General features: G+C 62.2%; 18 protein-coding genes. 7 read left to right on the top strand and 11 right to left on the bottom strand.

Features of this window, described 5'->3' with window-relative positions:
- Both H5J25_RS07430 and H5J25_RS07425 read right to left on the bottom strand, forming a co-directional pair.
- Window positions 1-1,104 (bottom strand): glycosyltransferase, encoded by a 1,104-nt coding sequence (locus H5J25_RS07430; RefSeq protein WP_202095384.1) that lies wholly within the window; start codon window positions 1,102-1,104, stop codon window positions 1-3.
- Window positions 1,101-1,859 carry an FkbM family methyltransferase gene (locus tag H5J25_RS07425; RefSeq protein WP_202095383.1) on the bottom strand — a complete coding sequence of 253 codons (759 nt, stop codon included), beginning with the start codon at window positions 1,857-1,859 and terminating at the stop codon, window positions 1,101-1,103. Before H5J25_RS07425 ends, H5J25_RS07430 begins: the two co-directional genes overlap by 4 nt.
- 212 nt (window positions 1,860-2,071) lie before the next feature.
- Between H5J25_RS07425 and asnB the strand changes: the two genes are divergently transcribed.
- From asnB to H5J25_RS21585, 5 genes are all read left to right on the top strand, one after another.
- The gene (gene asnB / locus H5J25_RS07420) at window positions 2,072-4,033 is read left to right on the top strand and encodes an asparagine synthase (glutamine-hydrolyzing) (protein ID WP_202095382.1); all 1,962 of its coding nucleotides are present in this window, start codon (window positions 2,072-2,074) and stop codon (window positions 4,031-4,033) included.
- A 76-nt stretch (window positions 4,034-4,109) separates the two neighbouring features.
- Window positions 4,110-5,105: an NAD-dependent epimerase/dehydratase family protein gene (locus tag H5J25_RS07415; RefSeq protein ID WP_202095381.1), complete on the top strand. Its 996-nt coding sequence runs from the start codon at window positions 4,110-4,112 to the stop codon at window positions 5,103-5,105.
- Window positions 5,106-5,326: 221 nt separating this feature from the next.
- On the top strand, window positions 5,327-5,590 hold the full coding sequence (locus H5J25_RS07410; RefSeq protein WP_202095380.1) for a hypothetical protein: 264 nt from the start codon (window positions 5,327-5,329) through the stop codon (window positions 5,588-5,590).
- 89 nt (window positions 5,591-5,679) lie between these two features.
- Window positions 5,680-6,768, top strand: a complete 1,089-nt coding sequence (locus tag H5J25_RS07405) for a M48 family metalloprotease (RefSeq protein WP_202095379.1) — start codon at window positions 5,680-5,682, stop codon at window positions 6,766-6,768.
- Window positions 6,653-7,039: a J domain-containing protein gene (locus H5J25_RS21585; RefSeq protein WP_202095378.1), complete on the top strand. Its 387-nt coding sequence runs from the start codon at window positions 6,653-6,655 to the stop codon at window positions 7,037-7,039. Before H5J25_RS07405 ends, H5J25_RS21585 begins: the two co-directional genes overlap by 116 nt.
- Window position 7,040: 1 nt before the next feature.
- Here the strand turns inward: H5J25_RS21585 and H5J25_RS07395 are convergent, their stop codons facing one another.
- A complete protein-coding gene (locus H5J25_RS07395; protein ID WP_225883419.1) occupies window positions 7,041-8,336 on the bottom strand; it encodes a sugar transferase in 1,296 nt (431 codons plus the stop codon).
- Window positions 8,337-8,529: 193 nt separating this feature from the next.
- On the opposite strand from H5J25_RS07395, the gene H5J25_RS07390 reads away from it, so the two are divergent.
- Window positions 8,530-8,901: a hypothetical protein gene (locus tag H5J25_RS07390; RefSeq protein WP_202095377.1), complete on the top strand. Its 372-nt coding sequence runs from the start codon at window positions 8,530-8,532 to the stop codon at window positions 8,899-8,901.
- A 13-nt stretch (window positions 8,902-8,914) separates the two neighbouring features.
- Here the strand turns inward: H5J25_RS07390 and glmS are convergent, their stop codons facing one another.
- Both glmS and glmU read right to left on the bottom strand, forming a co-directional pair.
- Window positions 8,915-10,738: a glutamine--fructose-6-phosphate transaminase (isomerizing) gene (glmS, locus tag H5J25_RS07385; RefSeq protein WP_202095376.1), complete on the bottom strand. Its 1,824-nt coding sequence runs from the start codon at window positions 10,736-10,738 to the stop codon at window positions 8,915-8,917.
- 27 nt (window positions 10,739-10,765) lie between these two features.
- Window positions 10,766-12,121, bottom strand: coding sequence for a bifunctional UDP-N-acetylglucosamine diphosphorylase/glucosamine-1-phosphate N-acetyltransferase GlmU (gene glmU, locus H5J25_RS07380; RefSeq protein WP_202095375.1), 1,356 nt, complete (start codon window positions 12,119-12,121; stop codon window positions 10,766-10,768).
- 61 nt (window positions 12,122-12,182) lie between these two features.
- On the opposite strand from glmU, the gene H5J25_RS07375 reads away from it, so the two are divergent.
- Window positions 12,183-12,881 carry an HAD hydrolase-like protein gene (locus tag H5J25_RS07375; protein ID WP_202095374.1) on the top strand — a complete coding sequence of 233 codons (699 nt, stop codon included), beginning with the start codon at window positions 12,183-12,185 and terminating at the stop codon, window positions 12,879-12,881.
- A gap of 141 nt (window positions 12,882-13,022) precedes the next feature.
- Here the strand turns inward: H5J25_RS07375 and H5J25_RS07370 are convergent, their stop codons facing one another.
- The 6 genes from H5J25_RS07370 to H5J25_RS07345 all read right to left on the bottom strand — a co-directional run bounded on the left by H5J25_RS07370 (window position 13,023) and on the right by H5J25_RS07345 (window position 16,249).
- A complete protein-coding gene (locus H5J25_RS07370; RefSeq protein WP_202095373.1) occupies window positions 13,023-13,340 on the bottom strand; it encodes a hypothetical protein in 318 nt (105 codons plus the stop codon).
- A gap of 47 nt (window positions 13,341-13,387) precedes the next feature.
- A complete protein-coding gene (locus H5J25_RS07365; protein ID WP_202095372.1) occupies window positions 13,388-13,594 on the bottom strand; it encodes a hypothetical protein in 207 nt (68 codons plus the stop codon).
- Window positions 13,595-13,691: 97 nt separating this feature from the next.
- Window positions 13,692-14,693 (bottom strand): nucleotidyltransferase domain-containing protein, encoded by a 1,002-nt coding sequence (locus tag H5J25_RS07360; RefSeq protein WP_202095371.1) that lies wholly within the window; start codon window positions 14,691-14,693, stop codon window positions 13,692-13,694.
- Window positions 14,690-15,571, bottom strand: a complete 882-nt coding sequence (locus H5J25_RS07355; protein ID WP_202095370.1) for an HprK-related kinase A — start codon at window positions 15,569-15,571, stop codon at window positions 14,690-14,692. The genes H5J25_RS07360 and H5J25_RS07355 overlap by 4 nt, the downstream gene beginning before the upstream one ends.
- A complete protein-coding gene (locus tag H5J25_RS07350; protein ID WP_225883418.1) occupies window positions 15,568-15,843 on the bottom strand; it encodes an HPr-rel-A system PqqD family peptide chaperone in 276 nt (91 codons plus the stop codon). The genes H5J25_RS07355 and H5J25_RS07350 overlap by 4 nt, the downstream gene beginning before the upstream one ends.
- A 4-nt stretch (window positions 15,844-15,847) precedes the next feature.
- Window positions 15,848-16,249, bottom strand: a complete 402-nt coding sequence (locus tag H5J25_RS07345; RefSeq protein WP_202095369.1) for a hypothetical protein — start codon at window positions 16,247-16,249, stop codon at window positions 15,848-15,850.
- Window positions 16,250-16,260: the final 11 nt, after the last annotated feature.

The raw sequence follows: 16,260 nt of genomic DNA, 5'->3' as shown, positions 1-16,260 counted from the left end.
TCAGGCAGCGATCCCAAGCAGTTCGAAGTGCCGTCGGATCACGACGTCCTGATGGAACGGGCGCACACCCTCGGCAAGAATTTCGGGCGCGATCGGGTGATCCAGCGCCCGCGCGATTCCAGCCGCCAGATCAGCCGGATCTTTCATCCGGGTCAAATATCCGTAACGCCCTTCCTGCAAAACCTCGCGCGGACCGGTCGGACAATCAACCGATACCGGCGTGCATCCCGCCATCATCGCCTCGACAAGGACATTGGGAAGCCCCTCGACATGCGATGACAAGGCGAAGACATCGGCGCGGGCGAAATGCGCCAGGGGATTGTCCGTCCGTCCGGGCATGCGAACATATTGCTCCACCTCGAGTTCGCGGACCAACGCCTCAAGCGCAGGCCGCGAGCCACCTTCTCCCAGGATCACCAGCCGCACGGGCTTTCCTCCCTTGATCAGGATATGCACCGCGCGGATCAGATCGTCGAAGCCCTTCCACGGCATCAGGCTGCCTGCGCCGACGATCAGCGGCAGGGACTTATCGTTGAACCAGGGATCCGCGACGGGCAGTCCTATTTTCGCGCGCGCGGACGGCTGGTCGACGATGTTATAGACGCAGACGTGTTTGCTACCCGGGAACACGTGTCGGTATTGGTCGACCATGTCGTGGGATACGCAGGTCAGCGCATCGGCCCGCCATGCGACCATCCTCGCCATGATCTTGAGCAACCAGCGTTTCGTGAATACCTTGTTCGAATAGGTGTCGTAGGGCGTGACGCGCGACGAACCGCTGATCTTTGCTTTCGAGCCCGTCAGGATCGCGGCAACAAGCACGATCGTATTCAGATGGTCCTCGGCCGAAAACACCACGTCGGGCTTATCGCGCCGAAAATACCGTAAAAGATACGCGAACATGCCACGGGTCTGTCCGCTGCCCAGTACGGACAGACGTACTCCGGCCGAGGGGGGAACGTGTAGGTTCGGGTCGCATCGCCCAATGATGAGATCGACGTCGTGGCCGATAGCGGCAAGGGCCGCCGCGAAACGCCACTGCGCCAGGGGCACCCCCGATACCGCATAGCGCGGCGTGACAACCGCGATCTTCAGACGCTTCATCGACCGAGAATATCCCGATACCGACCGGCTGAAATATGGCGGCCCGCAAGGAATAGGAAGTTGTTGAAATACTGTCGGCTTTTGTTTTCAAAATCCGCAATGACCTGATGGCGTTGCGGATCGAATTCTGCCAGCGGCGCCAACTTGCCCGATCGCAAAAAGAAACCATCATAGCCGAGCGATGTGATGCGCGCGAACGACTCTCCGATCGGCCGCGTAAGATGCCGTTGTTCGATTTCGATCAGCAAGGCCGGGGCGGATGCGGCTATCGTCTCGAGCGCGCCTTCGATAACGCTCAGTTCATGCCCCTCGACATCGATCTTTATCAGTGATGCGTCGCGGAAACCGAAACTGTCGAGCGTAGCGATCGGAACGGTCTCGAGCCGTACGTCGGCTCCGACACCGTGTTCGATCGACGCCGACGCGTCGTGCTCCACACCAGCGGCGTCGATCGGAATGGCAAGTTCGGCGGTGCCACTGCTGGCCGATAGAGCCACCGCATGCACATTGACCGAACTGCGGTGCGTGGCCCAATCGCGCAGTACGCGTAAGCAGACCGGATTGGGCTCGAACACTTCGACGCGCGCACCGAGCGTGTCGAAGCGATATGCGTATGTGCCGCGATTACCGCCCACGTCTATGACGCGATCTCCCGAAGCCACCAACGCCGGCAACAGCGCCATTTCCGGTTCCAACTCATGGCGCAGGCGTCCGTAATGATACTTGACCGGCACTTGCAGCCTGAGCGGCAACATGTCGCGAACGACGCCCTTTAAACCTAGCATTCTAGTTCCTCGTGAGAAGCGGCAGCCGTTAGCTTATAAACGGCCCCGCCCGATAGTCTGGATGCGCCGCCATGCGGCCGCGTGTCTGGACTTTCAGTCTTTATTCGGCTTTCGCACAGTAGATACGAAATCGCTAGTTGGGTCAGGGATGGCCTGCCGACAGCAGCTTCAAGGTAATATGTATGTGCGGCATCGCCGGTTTCTGGAGCACGACGGATCAGGCGGTCGATGCGAAGCCGATGGCGGATGCCCTGCTGCACCGGGGCCCCGACGCCGGCGGCGCCTGGTCGGACGAAGCTGCGGGCATCGCGCTGGCGCACCGGAGGCTGGCGATCATCGACCTGTCGCCAGCCGGCGCCCAGCCGATGACATCGCCGGAGGGGCGCTACGTGATCGTCTATAATGGCGAGATATATAATCATCTGGACCTGCGCGCGGAATTGGAATCCACCGGGCCGATCGCTTGGAATGGCCATTCCGATACCGAGACTTTGGTACATGGCATCGCTCGCTGGGGGCTGGACGCGACGCTGAAGCGGGCGGTCGGGATGTTTGCGATCGCAGTTTGGGACCGGCAGGATCGCACTCTGTCGCTTGCGCGCGATCGCATGGGCGAGAAGCCGCTTTTCTATGGTTGGGGCAAAACCGGGCTGATGTTCGGATCTGAATTGAAGGCGCTTCGGCAGGCGCCCGGGTTCGACAACCCGGTCAATCCCGACGTGCTGTCACTGTATCTCCGCTTTAATTACGTGCCTTCGCCCTGGTCGATCCTGCATGGCATTTTCAAGTTGGAACCGGGCGTGATCGCTACGTTTGACCGGTCCGCACTGGAGGGGCCGCCCGCAGCGCCGCTGACCGCCGATGGCCCGCAACCGCGCGGAATGATCTGCCGGCGATATTGGTCGCTCGACGCCATAGTTGCGAAGGGCGCGGATGCCGGCATGACCGAAGCGGATGCACTGTCCGGACTGGAGCAGCGCCTGACGGAAGCGGTTCGGCAACAGGCGATCGCCGACGTGCCCGTCGGCGCGTTCCTGTCGGGCGGGGTCGATTCGTCCGCGATCGTCGCGTTGATGCGCAACGTTACGAATGCGGAGGTAAAGACGTTCACGATCGGCTTCGCTGAAACCGGTTTCGACGAGGCGCCACATGCGCGCGCAGTCGCAGAGCATCTCGGCACCGATCATCACGAGATGTACGTCGATGCGGAGGATGTCCGCGCCGTCATCCCGGACCTGGCGCGCATCTATGACGAACCGTTCGCCGATTCGTCGCAGATTCCGACGGTATTGCTCAGCCGGCTGACGCGCCGTTCGGTGACGGTCGCGCTGTCGGGCGACGCGGGGGACGAACTCTTTTGCGGGTATAATCGTTACCTGGTCTCGCGGGGCACATGGGATGGTATCGCGCGTATTCCGGCGCCGGTACGGGGCGGGATCGGCAAGGCGCTGACCTCCGTGTCGCCGTCGACTTGGGACAAGCTCGCGGGTGTCCCGCTGGTGCCGAAGATCTCGATGCTGGGGGACAAAGTCCACAAGCTCGGCCGGATGCTGCAGAACCCGCTCTCCACGGCCGATATCTATCGCGCGTCGAGCGAGGAATGGGCGGGCCGTCTGCCACTGTCATCCACGCGCCGGCTTCAAGCCGGTATCGATCCGCCCGCCACACTGCGGAACACGGCGCAAGAGCAGATGATGCATTGGGATATGCAATCCTATCTGCCGAACGACATCCTGACGAAGGTCGATCGCGCGGCGATGTCCGCCAGCCTGGAAACGCGCGTGCCGTTGCTGGACCACCGCGTCGTAGAGCAGGCATGGCGCACCCCGTTGCAATTCAAAATGCGCGACGGGCAAGGAAAGTGGGCGCTGCGACAAATCCTCTATCGCTACGTTCCCAAGGCGCTGATCGAGCGCCCGAAAGCTGGCTTCGCCATACCGATCGGGGCGTGGCTGCGCGGTCCATTGCGCGACTGGGCGGAAGGACTCTTGTCGGAGGCTGCCCTCGCCGAGCAACCCGCGCTGGATGCTCCGGCGATCCGCGGCGCGTGGGCGCAACACCTCGCCGGCACGCACGATCGCACCGCCTCGCTGTGGGGCGTGCTGATGTTCCAGGCGTGGTCGCGCGAATGGGGTGCACGCTGAACAAGACACGCCCCATCCCCCCTTGCCGCCCCGCACCGTCTATCTCTAGGAAACAGCCGACCACAGGAGTGTCCCCATGAGAGTTCTCGTTACCGGCGCCGCCGGCTTCATCGGCTTCAACGTTTCGCGACATCTGCTGGCGCGCGGCGAACAGGTCCTCGGTATCGACAGTCTGAACGACTATTACGATGTCAGGCTCAAGCATGACCGGCTTGCCGAACTCGCCAAGGCGGGCGGTGCGTTCCGTTTCGCGCAGGTGGACTTCGCAGACGACGCCGCACTCGACGCGGTTCTGGACGGCCAGCAATTCGACCGGATCGTGCATCTCGGCGCGCAGGCAGGGGTACGCTATTCGATCGAGAATCCGCGTGCCTATCTGCGCTCCAATCTCGCCGGCCATCTCAACCTGCTCGAGGTCGCGCGGCACCGGCAGGTCGAGCATATGGTCTATGCCTCATCCTCCTCGGTCTATGGCGGCAACGACACACTGCCCTTCCGCGTCGAGGACCGGGTCGATCAGCCGCTATCGCTCTATGCCGCCACGAAGAAAGCCGACGAATTGATGAGCGAGACCTACGCCCATCTCTACCGCCTGCCGCAAACCGGATTGCGCTTCTTCACCGTCTACGGACCCTGGGGCCGTCCGGACATGGCGATGTGGCTATTCACCAAGGCGATCTTCGAGAACCGTCCGATCAACGTGTTCGGCGAGGGGCAGATGCGCCGCGACTTCACGTATATCGACGATATCGTCGCCGGGATCGTCGCCTGTCTCGACAATCCGCCCGCCGATGACGGCACGCCAAAGGCCGGGGGCAGCATCAGCCCGCACCGGCTCTACAACATTGGAAACAACAGGTCGGAAGAGCTCGGCGAGATGATCTCGCTGATCGAGAAGGCGTGCGGCCGCCCCGCCGAACGCAATCTGATGCCGATGCAAGCCGGCGACGTGCGCGATACCTTCGCCGATATCAGCGCGATCCAGCGCGACCTCGGTTTCGAGCCCCGCACGACGATCGCGGAGGGTGTGCCTCGGTTCGTGGACTGGTACCGGACCTATCACGAACGCTGAGATAATTGGTCAATTGTGGCGCAGATGTCACACACCGGAATGATACTATTTGCCCACGCGCCAATCGGAACCTAAGCGATGAGGGCGAGTTTGGGCTTTGGTAACCTACGCTCGCTAGTTTAGTACGGACGTAAGCGTTTTGGGGTGGACAGATTAAGCTTCGATACGCTACATCAACAATGAGATTCTGGAGCTGAAGGGCTCTGAAAGGGAGAAGCAAAGTGAAGTTTAAAGGTCTCTACACGGCAATGACGGCAGCATCGCTGCTGGCAGCCCCTACCCTAGCATCGGCCGCACCGGTCGCTACACCGCTCACGCAGCCTGCTGCTGAGAAGGTCAGCGGCGATAACTCGGCTGTTGAAGGTTCGTCGCTGATTATCGCACTTGCCGCTGTGGCTGCTATCGGTCTCGGCATTTATGTCGCGGTCGACAAGGACGACACGAAGGCAACCGGCCCGACGCCGCCGAACCCCGTCAGCCCGTAAGCTGAGTTAAAGGTTAGATAGAAGAGGTCGTCCGAGCATTTGGGCGGCCTTTTTTATTGCCTGCGCGCTTCTGGCGAGTAGCAGGGTATATGCGCTTTCAGGTTTCCTTCTTGTTGCTGTCCAGCTTGACGATCACGTCAGCCATAATCCCAACGGCATTGGTGGCGGCCCCGAATCTCATCGCTGATGGCGCAAAAGACCGCCCGGCGCATTCGTCGTCCGCAACATCACTCCCTGATCCGTATCTGGAAGGCCGCGCTGAGGACGCGCGCGTAGCTCGTATCAGCTACCGTCTGACGACGGTCGGAGCGAAACGCTGCCTTATGCTAGAACCGAACATCGGTCTGGTTCTCCAGCATCTCTCCCAGTTCGAGCAGAAAGATCGGGCCGAGATAATAGCGGCATTGCCGCTGGATCGCGGTCCGGGCGTGATTGCTATCGTTTTAGGCGGCCCCGCCGCCGAAGCTGGAATACATCCCGGCGACATACTACTGGACGTAAACGGAGTGCCGATCCCATCGGAGCCCGGTCTATCGCAGCCCTTTGACGCCGGTCGCGCACATCGCCGTAACGACACCGTCACCGACCTGCTGGAAAAAGCGCGGATGATCACCGTCTTGCGAGAAGGTGCCGCCCGTACCCTGACGATCGCACCCGTTCCCGCTTGCCTCTCCAGGGTCCATCTGGCCCGATCGGGACAGCGAAACGCCTTTGCGGATGGTCGTCATGTTTTCCTGACCACCGGCATTCTCGCCTTGCTCCGCAACGACCACGAACTCGCCTTCTTCATCGCGCACGAAATGGCGCACAATATACTTGGGCATGCCGCGGCGATGCGTAGCGGCGCGGTGGAAAGTCGCAAAGCTGTGCGACAGATCGAAAGCACAGCAGATCTTCTCGCCGGCAATCTGATGATCGATTCGGGGTACGATCCGGTAGTTGGTGCCGCAGCCCTCAAGCGCGTGGGGGCACCGATCTCGGCCTGCGACTGTTCGCCAAGCACGAGCCAGCCGCGACGCGAATCGCTGCCATGCGCGCGCTCGCTCAACGGCGACGCGCCCAATGACGCAACGCAATTACTACCAGATTCTCGGGGTCCGCCCCGATGCGACACAGGTCGATATTCGCGCGGCGTTCGTCCGCCTTACCAAGCTGCATCATCCCGATATCGTCGGTGATGACGGTGATTTACCGTGGCGCTTGCAGGACGTGCAGCAAGCCTATCGCTGCCTGTCGGTCAGCGCGTCCCGCGATGCCCATGACGCGGTTCTGGCAGAAGCGGAACGCCTGCACTTCGCCCGTCAGCGCGTCGTGCAGTCTCGCCTGAAGCGGTACGACCGGCGACATCCTCACGCCCTGCCCCGTCGATATCGTCGCCGTCGATGGCCTTTGATACTCTTGATCCTGATCGGAGTAGGCGGGCTGGTCAGCCTTCACCTGCTCGCCTGACCTATTTGGCACCGAATCCGGTCAGCACAATACCGACTGTCCTGAGGGCGATTAGCAGGTCGAGCCAGGATGAGAAGAACTTGATGTAATAGAAATCGTAGTGAAGCTTCACCAACACGTCGTCCAGGCCAGCCACATGCCCCTGATTGACTTGCGCCCAGCCGGTGATCCCCGGCCGAACGATGTGGCGATAGGCGTAGAACGGCAGTTCGCTTTCATACCATGCGCTGAGCGGTACCGCCTCGGGCCGCGGTCCGATCCAGCTCATCTCGCCGCGCAGGATGTTGATGATCTGAGGGAGCTCGTCGATCCGCGTCCGCCGAAGGAACCGGCCGATGCGGGTGATCCGGTCGTCGCTGTCCTGCGTGATTGCGGATTGGCGGACGGCATTGTCGTCGTTTCCGTGATCGTGCTGAACCATCGTGCGGAACTTCAGCACGTCGAACGGGATGCCCCGATATCCCATGCGCCGCTGACGAAATAGTATTGGGCCGGGCGAGCTCAGCCTGACCATTAGCGCTACGCCGAGCAGCGGGAGAATCAGGATTGGCAACAAGACGATGCTCGCCCCGATATCGATGGTGCGTTTGATCCCGCGATACCCGAGCGCCGGTAGAAGCGAACCGAAACTGTTTTCCGAAAGATGCTCGATCTGCACTCGCCCGGTCAGGGATTCGCGCAACTGCTTGGTATGATAGACCGGAATGCCGGCGATCGCGGCCTGTGCCAGCATCCGCTCCCATTCCGGCGAATGCGTGGTGCGCAAATCGGCGACGATCGATACGTTTGGATCGCTCGGCACGGTCGGCGAGTCCAGCCTGACCCACTCGATTTCCGACGCGTCGGTGACGATGCCGATATTGCCAGCGGGAACGTAATACATTCTTCGCGGTGCCGCACGCTGCCCGAAATATCCGAGCAGAAACGTCACTCCTACCGACGCGATATAGCCTGTCAGCAACATGGCGCCGCTATAATCTTCGCGAGAGAAAAGCAGGATCGCAGCGGCCAATCCGAACGTCGTCGAAAAGGCCGGCAGGATGAAACCGAACGCACGCGTACCCGGATAGATCGTAACACGCCGGTACAGGAACAGCGCCGTCACTGCGGAAATTAACGAGGCGATCTGCGTATTAATTGTACCGGGCAGGGTCTGGGCAAGCGTACCGAATGTTACGAGCGGCGCCAGAAGCGGGACGAAATAGGCCGTCAAAGCAACCGCCAGCAACGACCGCAACGCGCGTCCCAAGGCATGACTTGCCCGGCTGGACCCTCCAAGATCGCTTGTTATTAGCAAGAAAGCCCCTCAATACAGGGCTAAAGCCCAAACTACTCAACCCGCGCAGATCCGTGGCAATACCGGCCTGTCAGCGGCTGCCTTTACCCTGCGATCCGGGGATTCGGCAAGCCGCGGCGGAATTGCGTCGGCCCGGCCGACGCCCGCGTATCCAACGCTGGACGCCTGCACGCGAAACCAGCATGGGCACCGGATGTTCTTTGTCATCCTCGATTGGGAAAACTTCAAGGTGTGGCTGTCGGCACATTCCGGGCTGTCGCATCACGACTTTCATCTCATCCTCGGGCTGGTGCTGACGTTCGGCATCACGTGGGTATTGCGCCGTCCGCTCGGGTCGTGGCTTCCCCTCGGTATCGTTCTCGCGCTCGAACTGATCAATGAGGCGTTCGACCTGATCCGCAACATCGTGCCCGGATGGCCGCTGCTATGGGGCGAGGCACTGATCGATATCGCGATCACCATCGTGCCGCCGCTGCTCATCGTTCTGACCGCGCGGTGGAACTCACGCCACTACTATCGTTTTCGCCGCCGCGATACGATCGTCAACCGAACGGTCCGCACCTGAGCCCGGCGATCCGTCACTCGACGGTGACGGATTTCGCCAGATTGCGGGGCTGATCGACGTCGGTGCCCTTAATCACGGCAACGTGGTACGCCAGCAACTGCACGGGCACCGCATAAACCAAAGGTGCGATCAGCGGGTGGACCTTCGGCATCGTGATCGTCGCCATGCAGCCTTCGCCGGCCGCCTGAATACCGTCATAATCGCTGATCAGGACGACGCGGCCACCACGTGCCTGCACTTCCTGCATGTTGCTGACCGTCTTCTCGAACAGCGGCCCTGATGGAGCGATGACGATGACGGGCACGTTCTCGTCGATCAGCGCGATCGGGCCATGCTTCATCTCGCCCGCAGCATAACCTTCGGCATGGATGTAGCTGATTTCCTTCAGTTTCAACGCGCCTTCCAGCGCCAGCGGGTAATCGGTGCCGCGGCCGAGGTACAGCACGTCGCGGGCGCCTGCGATGTTGTGCGCCATCGCCTCGATCGCCTCGTCATAAGCGAGCGCGCCGTTCAGCGCCGCTGGCGCCTCCGCCAGATGCTTGACGATCGCTTTCTCGGCGGATGCATCCAGCTTGCCTTTCGCGCGCGCGAGGTTCGCGGCAAGCGCGGCCAGGACCGCCAGCTGGCATGTAAACGCCTTGGTCGATGCCACGCCGATTTCCGGACCGGCATGCGTCGGCAGCAGGATATCTGCCTCGCGCGCCATGCTGCTGGTGGGGACGTTGACGACTACCGCGATCGTTTGACCCTCGGACTTTGCATGTCGCAGTGCCGCCAGTGTGTCCGCCGTCTCGCCCGACTGGCTGATGAACAGAGCGAGCCCTCCCTCCTCCATCACCGGCTCGCGGTACCGAAACTCGGATGCAACATCCAGGTCGACCGGCACGCGCGCGAATTGCTCGAACCAGTATTTCGCGACCATGCCGGCGTAGAAGCTGGTGCCGCATGCCACGATCGTGACACGCTTTATCTTCGACAGATCGAATTCGGGGATAGGCAGCGTGACGCGCTCTTCCATCCGCTGCAGGTATGAACGCAGCGTCTGCGCGACGACGATCGGCTGCTCGTATATCTCCTTCAACATATAGTGCCGATGGTTCCCCTTCGACACCAGATCGCCGGTCACGCCTGATATCGTGATCGCGCGTTCGACCGGCTGATTATCGCGATCGTAGATTTCCGCGCCTTCCCGCGTCAGGACGACCCAGTCTCCCTCGTCCAGATACGCGATCCGCTGCGTCAGCGGGGCAAGCGCCAGCGCATCGGACCCCAGATACATCTCACCTTCGCCATGCCCGACGACGAGCGGCGAACCCAGTCGCGCGCCGATCAGCAGATCGGGATGCTGACGGAACAGAATCGCCAGGGCGAATGCGCCGTGCAGCCGGGGCAACACGTCACGCACCGCATCCTGCGGCGCCATTCCGGCCTCCACCTTCTCGCTGATCAGGTGGGCGACGACTTCGGTATCGGTCTCGCTCGTAAACGTCCGGCCCCGTGCGATCAACTCGTCGCGCAGCGGTTTGAAATTTTCGATGATGCCGTTGTGCACGACCGCGACTTCGCCGGTCGCATGCGGATGCGCGTTGTTCGTGGTCGGCCCGCCATGCGTCGCCCATCGCGTATGCGCGATACCGGTGCGGCCGGGCAAAGGATGCGCGGCCAATTCCCTGGCGAGGTTGATCAGCTTCCCCGACGCGCGCCGCCGTTCGATCTGCCCGCCGTGATCCGTCGCGATTCCGGCGGAATCATAGCCGCGATACTCAAGGCGCTTAAGTCCGTCGAGCAAACGATCGGCCACGTCTTCCATGCTCAGGATGCCAACGATTCCACACATTTGCTTCGTCTCCGTGCCCGCGGGCCTTCAGTTCTTGGCAACTTTCTTGACAAGCATCGCATTACGAAAACGCTTTGCCCAACCCGGCTTCGATACCTGTACCGGTCGAACGAGACACAGCGCATCGGCTTCGACGTCCGCCGTCACGACCGATCCGGCGGCGACGATCGCTCCTGCGCCGATCGATACCGGAGCGACCAGCGCGCTGTTCGACCCGATAAAAGCACCCTCGCCAATGACGGTCTTTGCCTTGAAGAAGCCGTCATAGTTGCATGTGATCGTACCCGCGCCGATGTTCGCGCCCGCGCCGACCTCCGCGTCTCCGAGATACGACAGATGGTTGGCTTTTGCGCCTTCACCCAGAACCGCCTTCTTCATCTCGACGAAATTGCCGACCTTCGACTTATCGCCCATCACGGCACCTGGCCGCAGTCGCGCATAGGGGCCAACCTCAGCCTTCGCGCCGACGGTCGCGCCCTCGATATGGCAGAATGCCCGGATCGTCGCGCCATCCGCGATGGCCACGCCGGGACCGAAAAACACGTTTGGTTCGATCAGTACGTCGCGGCCGATCACGGTGTCATGCGCGAACCAGACGGTATCCGGCGCAATCAGCGTGGCGCCCCCGGCCATTGCCTCGGCTCTCCGACGCACCTGCCACGACGCGTCGACCGCCGCCAGCTCGGCGCGGCTGTTTACGCCTGCGACTTCGTCCGCGTCCGTTTCCGTGACCACGGCGAAACCGCCCTCGGCCTGCGCGAGCATCACGACGTCGGGAAGGTAATATTCGCCGGCCGCATTGTCGTTGCCGACGCGCGACAGCAATCGGAACAGATCGGCGGAACGCACGGCCATCAGTCCGGAATTGCACAGCGTTTCCGACAGTTCCTCGGGCGTCGCGTCCTTCGCCTCCACCATCTTGATGATCCGTCCGTCCGGCCCGGCTATGATCCGGCCATATGCACCGGGCACGTCCGGGCGGAAGCCAAGCACGACAGCCGTCGGCGCATCTTCGGACTGCAGCATATCCAGCATCCGACGCATCGTTCTTGACGTCACTAGCGGGACATCGCCGTAAAGGATCAAGACGTCACCGTCGAAACCGGACAGCGCGCTTTCCGCCTGCGCCACCGCATGCGCCGTGCCGAGTTGCTCCGACTGTACCGCGGTCGCGATTCCAAGCGGCGCCACCGCTGCCTCCACCTGCTCGCGTCCGGCGCCCGTCACGACGATCGTGCGCTGCGCCCCAAGATCGGCGACCGCCTGCGTAAGATGCAGGAGCATCGGCCGCCCGGCTATGGGATGCAGCACTTTGTGCAGATCGGACTTCATGCGCGTGCCTTTGCCGGCGGCAAGCACGATGGCGGCGATTGGCTGAGTCATCGCAGCGCCCTGCCACGACGATATTGCTAATTCCATAGCGATGCTGTCAGGCATGCCGATCATGACACACTTTTCATTCGATATCGTCGGCTTCGATCTGGACGGAACCTTCATCGACACGAGCGGGGACCTGACCGCGGCGGTCAACGAAACGCTAGCGTTCGCCGGTCGCCCCATCCTGACGGTGGAGCAGGTCAAGCCGATGATTGGCGGCGGGGCCAAGCATATGCTGACGCTTGGGCTGGAGGCGACCGGCGGCTGCGAACCGGATGAATTCCGCGCGCTCTACAAACGTATGCTGGGATATTACGAGGCGCACATTTCCATTCACTCGCACCCCTATCCCGGCGCGATGGAGGTGCTCGACCGGTTTGACATGATGGGCGTGAAGGCAGCGATCGTCACCAACAAGTTCGAGAGCTTTGCCGAGAAACTTCTCGGCGAGTTGGGCCTCCGGGACCGGTTCGCGACGCTGATCGGCGGCGACACGATGGGGCCGGGATTGTCGAAACCACATCGCGCGCCGATCGACGAAATGATTCGCCGATGCAGCGCAGACGGCAGCGGCACGCGCGCTGCGTTTATCGGAGATTCCATTTACGACATCATGGCCGCAAAGAACGCTGAGATCCCGGCCGTTGCGGTAAGCTTCGGCTTCATGATGCAGCCCGTCGAAGAACTCGGGGCGGATGCGGTCATCGACGGATATGCCGAACTGATACCAGCGTTGGAGCGACTTGGCGGTCGTCGACAGGACTGAGGTATGCTTGGTAAGCCGCCAGAACGACCGCGCAAAAAATGAGGCGTCCGAATTACCGGACGCCCCACATTTATACACACCAAATACGCGGTACAGCTTACACGCCAGATAAGCGGCAAAAACGTTCGCTGGACGACAGGCTTACTTGTTGTCGTCCTTGACGCCCACGACCGGTACGTCGATCGTCTTGGTTTCGGTCTCGACCTTCGGCACTTCGACCTTTGCCTTGCTCGTGCCAACGACGACTTCCTTGGAATCGACATCGACCTTCGGCATTTCACCGCCCTTGACCGACACGTCCGGCAATGCCCCTTCCTTCACGTCGGCGCTCCAGAACCCCGTCGCGAACAGCAAGCCAACGATGACCAGCGCGGCCACGACGATGACGGCGATCACGGTTCCGCCGCTGCGGCGCTTGACGACGACGGTATCGCGGTCCGTGCTACGATAATCCGACATGTGAACTCTCCCTCTGTTTGTAACGGAGCAGAAACATTACGGTAAGATTATTGTTCCGTAAGTTCCTGCTGTGCCAAAATTTTCGCAGGGGCTTTGAACTCGCGGGGCTTGGTCAGCCCCAGCATCTGCATGCGGGCGCGCGTCGCCTCCTGCGACCGCATCATGCCGTGCGCGATTTCGCGGACGGTGCGTCCCGCGGCAACCTGCTCGCGCAGATCCGCAACGTCTTCCTCAGTCCATCGTCTATTGGCCATGACACGACCCTTCCTACTATTGTTCGTAGGCCGGTTTTAGGCGGGGAGCAGTTACGACGTGCTGAACCCGTTAGTCAGCTTAGTGAAATGAAATACTTCAGGCGCTGCCACGATCTGCCGCGCCCTTGCGCCACTTCGTCCAGAGATGCCGGGCCAGCATCGTCGGCGGCATGCGTATCCAATGCGAGCGGATGTAGAATGCCTGTCGGACGAGCATGCGCCGGGGCCGGCCCCAGCCATCTCGAGCGGTCATACGCCGTAGATATAGCCAATCGACCGGCGATACTCCTTCGGCATCTCCGTAAAGGGCGCTCGCCAGTCGCAGTGCGCGCTTCATTTCGCGACCGAGGCCATGCTGCTGCGCACGTACCATGAGACCATCGCTGCCATATTCTTCGATAAGGCAATGCACATCCCACAGGTTCCGCATACCGCCGGCGAGATCACCGTCGGCAAACAGATGCGCCGCCGCATGCACCAGCATGTCGTTCGGTGAGAGCGTCCGGACGCCCGGCGCGATCTCCACGCTATCGTCCAGCAGAGCGTCCGCGTCCGGGGTGATGCGCGCGGTCAGCGGCAGTATTGTGTGATGGACGTCGATCATCCGATCCCGGTCGCGGTGGATCAGCGGCGGCAGTTCATGCATCCATCGCCGGTAATACGCATCGTCATACGGATCCGGCTTGACCCATTCCCACCCGTTGCGAAGCAACGCCTTTTCGACCGCATCGATGGCTGCGCGTGGCACGAGGATATCGAGATCGCCGATCGACCGGCCCTGCCCTGCCTTGAGACCGGCGGCGACGAATGCGGTTCCCTTCAAAAGAACGACCGGTACGCCCAGCGGAGCCAGCACCCGGCGGGCGACTTCCGCCTCCCAAAGAGCAGCCACGCGCCCCTGCTCGGCGGAGGCGCGCGCGTCGGTCAGGATACGCTGCACCGAACCTGGCAGTTCGAGCGCGTTCAACCGGTGCGCCAACGTTCCGATCATCTGCTCGGCTCGTGCGATCGCGAGCAGGTCAGTCCAGGCGCCGGCGTCCAGTTCCAGGGTCTGGCCGGGCGAACGAAGTGCACGAGCGAGCAGCCAGCCGTCACTCATGCCGCGCACCCCGCGGCCCCGGCGTTTGCCCAGGCATCCTCGACCAAAGCCACTGCGGTGTCGGTGTCGGGATAATCGATCGCCAGCGACGGGACGCGCTTGACCAGATCGGTCAGGGCGGAGAACCCCCGCTCCCCCATTGCCACATAGTTGGTCGAGGCCTGGGTCAACCGAACGAACGACTCGATCTGCGGTATCTGGCGCGTTGCCGGCGCGTATCCGTAGCTCGGGAACAGGATCAGCGCCGGCCGGGCCGGGACTGACATCGCGGCGATCGCAGCTGGATCCGGCACGAGATGCCGGATGTCGCCCTTCGGGGTGCCGGCCATCAGTGGCCCGAAGCGGTGGCCCGCCGCGGCGCGTTCGACCACGCCTATCGCCTTGTTCTTGAGGCTGACGAGCCGCGGAAAGGCGTGAACCATGCCTGTCGCCGGATCGAGCAATGCGAATTCGTCCCCCATCAACCGCCAACCACGCAAGGACAACAAGGCGGCAAGCGTCGATTTCCCCGCCCCCGACACGCCCGTCATCAAGAGTGCGCGCCCGTCCCGTTCGACCGCCGACGCATGCAGCAACAGATAGCGCCGCTGGCCCAGCGCCATTTGCAGGTTCATGCCCATTTCGGCCGCGAGCAAACCCTGCGCCAAGGGGAGCGGCGCGGCATCCGGCAGCATGAAATCTCCACCGATCGTCACCGCCGGGCGGATGAATCGCCGCCACGGCCGCGCCGCGAACAATCGAACGTTGAAATCGGCAACGCCGTCATCGGGCGGCGGATAATCGCGATAGAGGTCCGCAAGCTGGTCGATCGGCGCTCGCCAGTCCGATCCGACGCGAAAACCGACCGGCCCGATCCTGACCGAGAAAGCGTGCCTCATTCCGCGAGCACCAGTCCGGCGGATGCCAGTTCGTCCAGCCTTGCGGACAGCGCCTCGACATCCAGATCGGGCAAGTCAAATTCCACGGCGAGCGCGCCCGCCAGCGCGTCGAGCGTCATGCCCGCCTCGCCCAATGCCGCCAATATCTCCGGTGCCGGGGCGTTCAGCAGATGCGTGATGCCGGACGCGCGATGATAGACAAGGGTGAAATCGTCGAGAAAGGCGATCCGCAACGTCTCGGCGCGGACGCTGCGGAACAGGCGTTCGGCCAAGGCCTCAGCCGCGCGGCATCTGTAGCGAGGCGAAGCAGGTAAAGCCGCTGGTGCCCGACTGCAGCTTGCGGATGTAACGCATATAGGCGCGGCTGGTATCGTAATCGGTGCCCGGCAACTGACCGCCGGACATGGCACGCTTCACGTCGGCGGCCTTGAACACGCGGCCATTGGCGGCGAACGATCCCGGCGTGCCCGAAGGGACCACGGATCCGTCGGCAGCGATCGCGGAGCCGGCGCGCGCCGGATCGGGGATCGGTATCTCGCACGCCATGACGGAGGCACTGGTCTGGGCAAGAGCCGGGCGGATCGAGATGATCGCCGACGCGCCCACTGCGCCAAGCATCAGCGCGCGGCGGCGCGTCGTACCTGCATCGGCTTCGTTCTGGACCTTGTCGTCGCTCATGAAGCCAGCCC

This window comes from Sphingomonas aliaeris (assembly GCF_016743815.1).
Lineage (GTDB): Bacteria > Pseudomonadota > Alphaproteobacteria > Sphingomonadales > Sphingomonadaceae > Sphingomonas > Sphingomonas aliaeris.
This window is presented reverse-complemented; position numbering and strand designations above follow the sequence as displayed.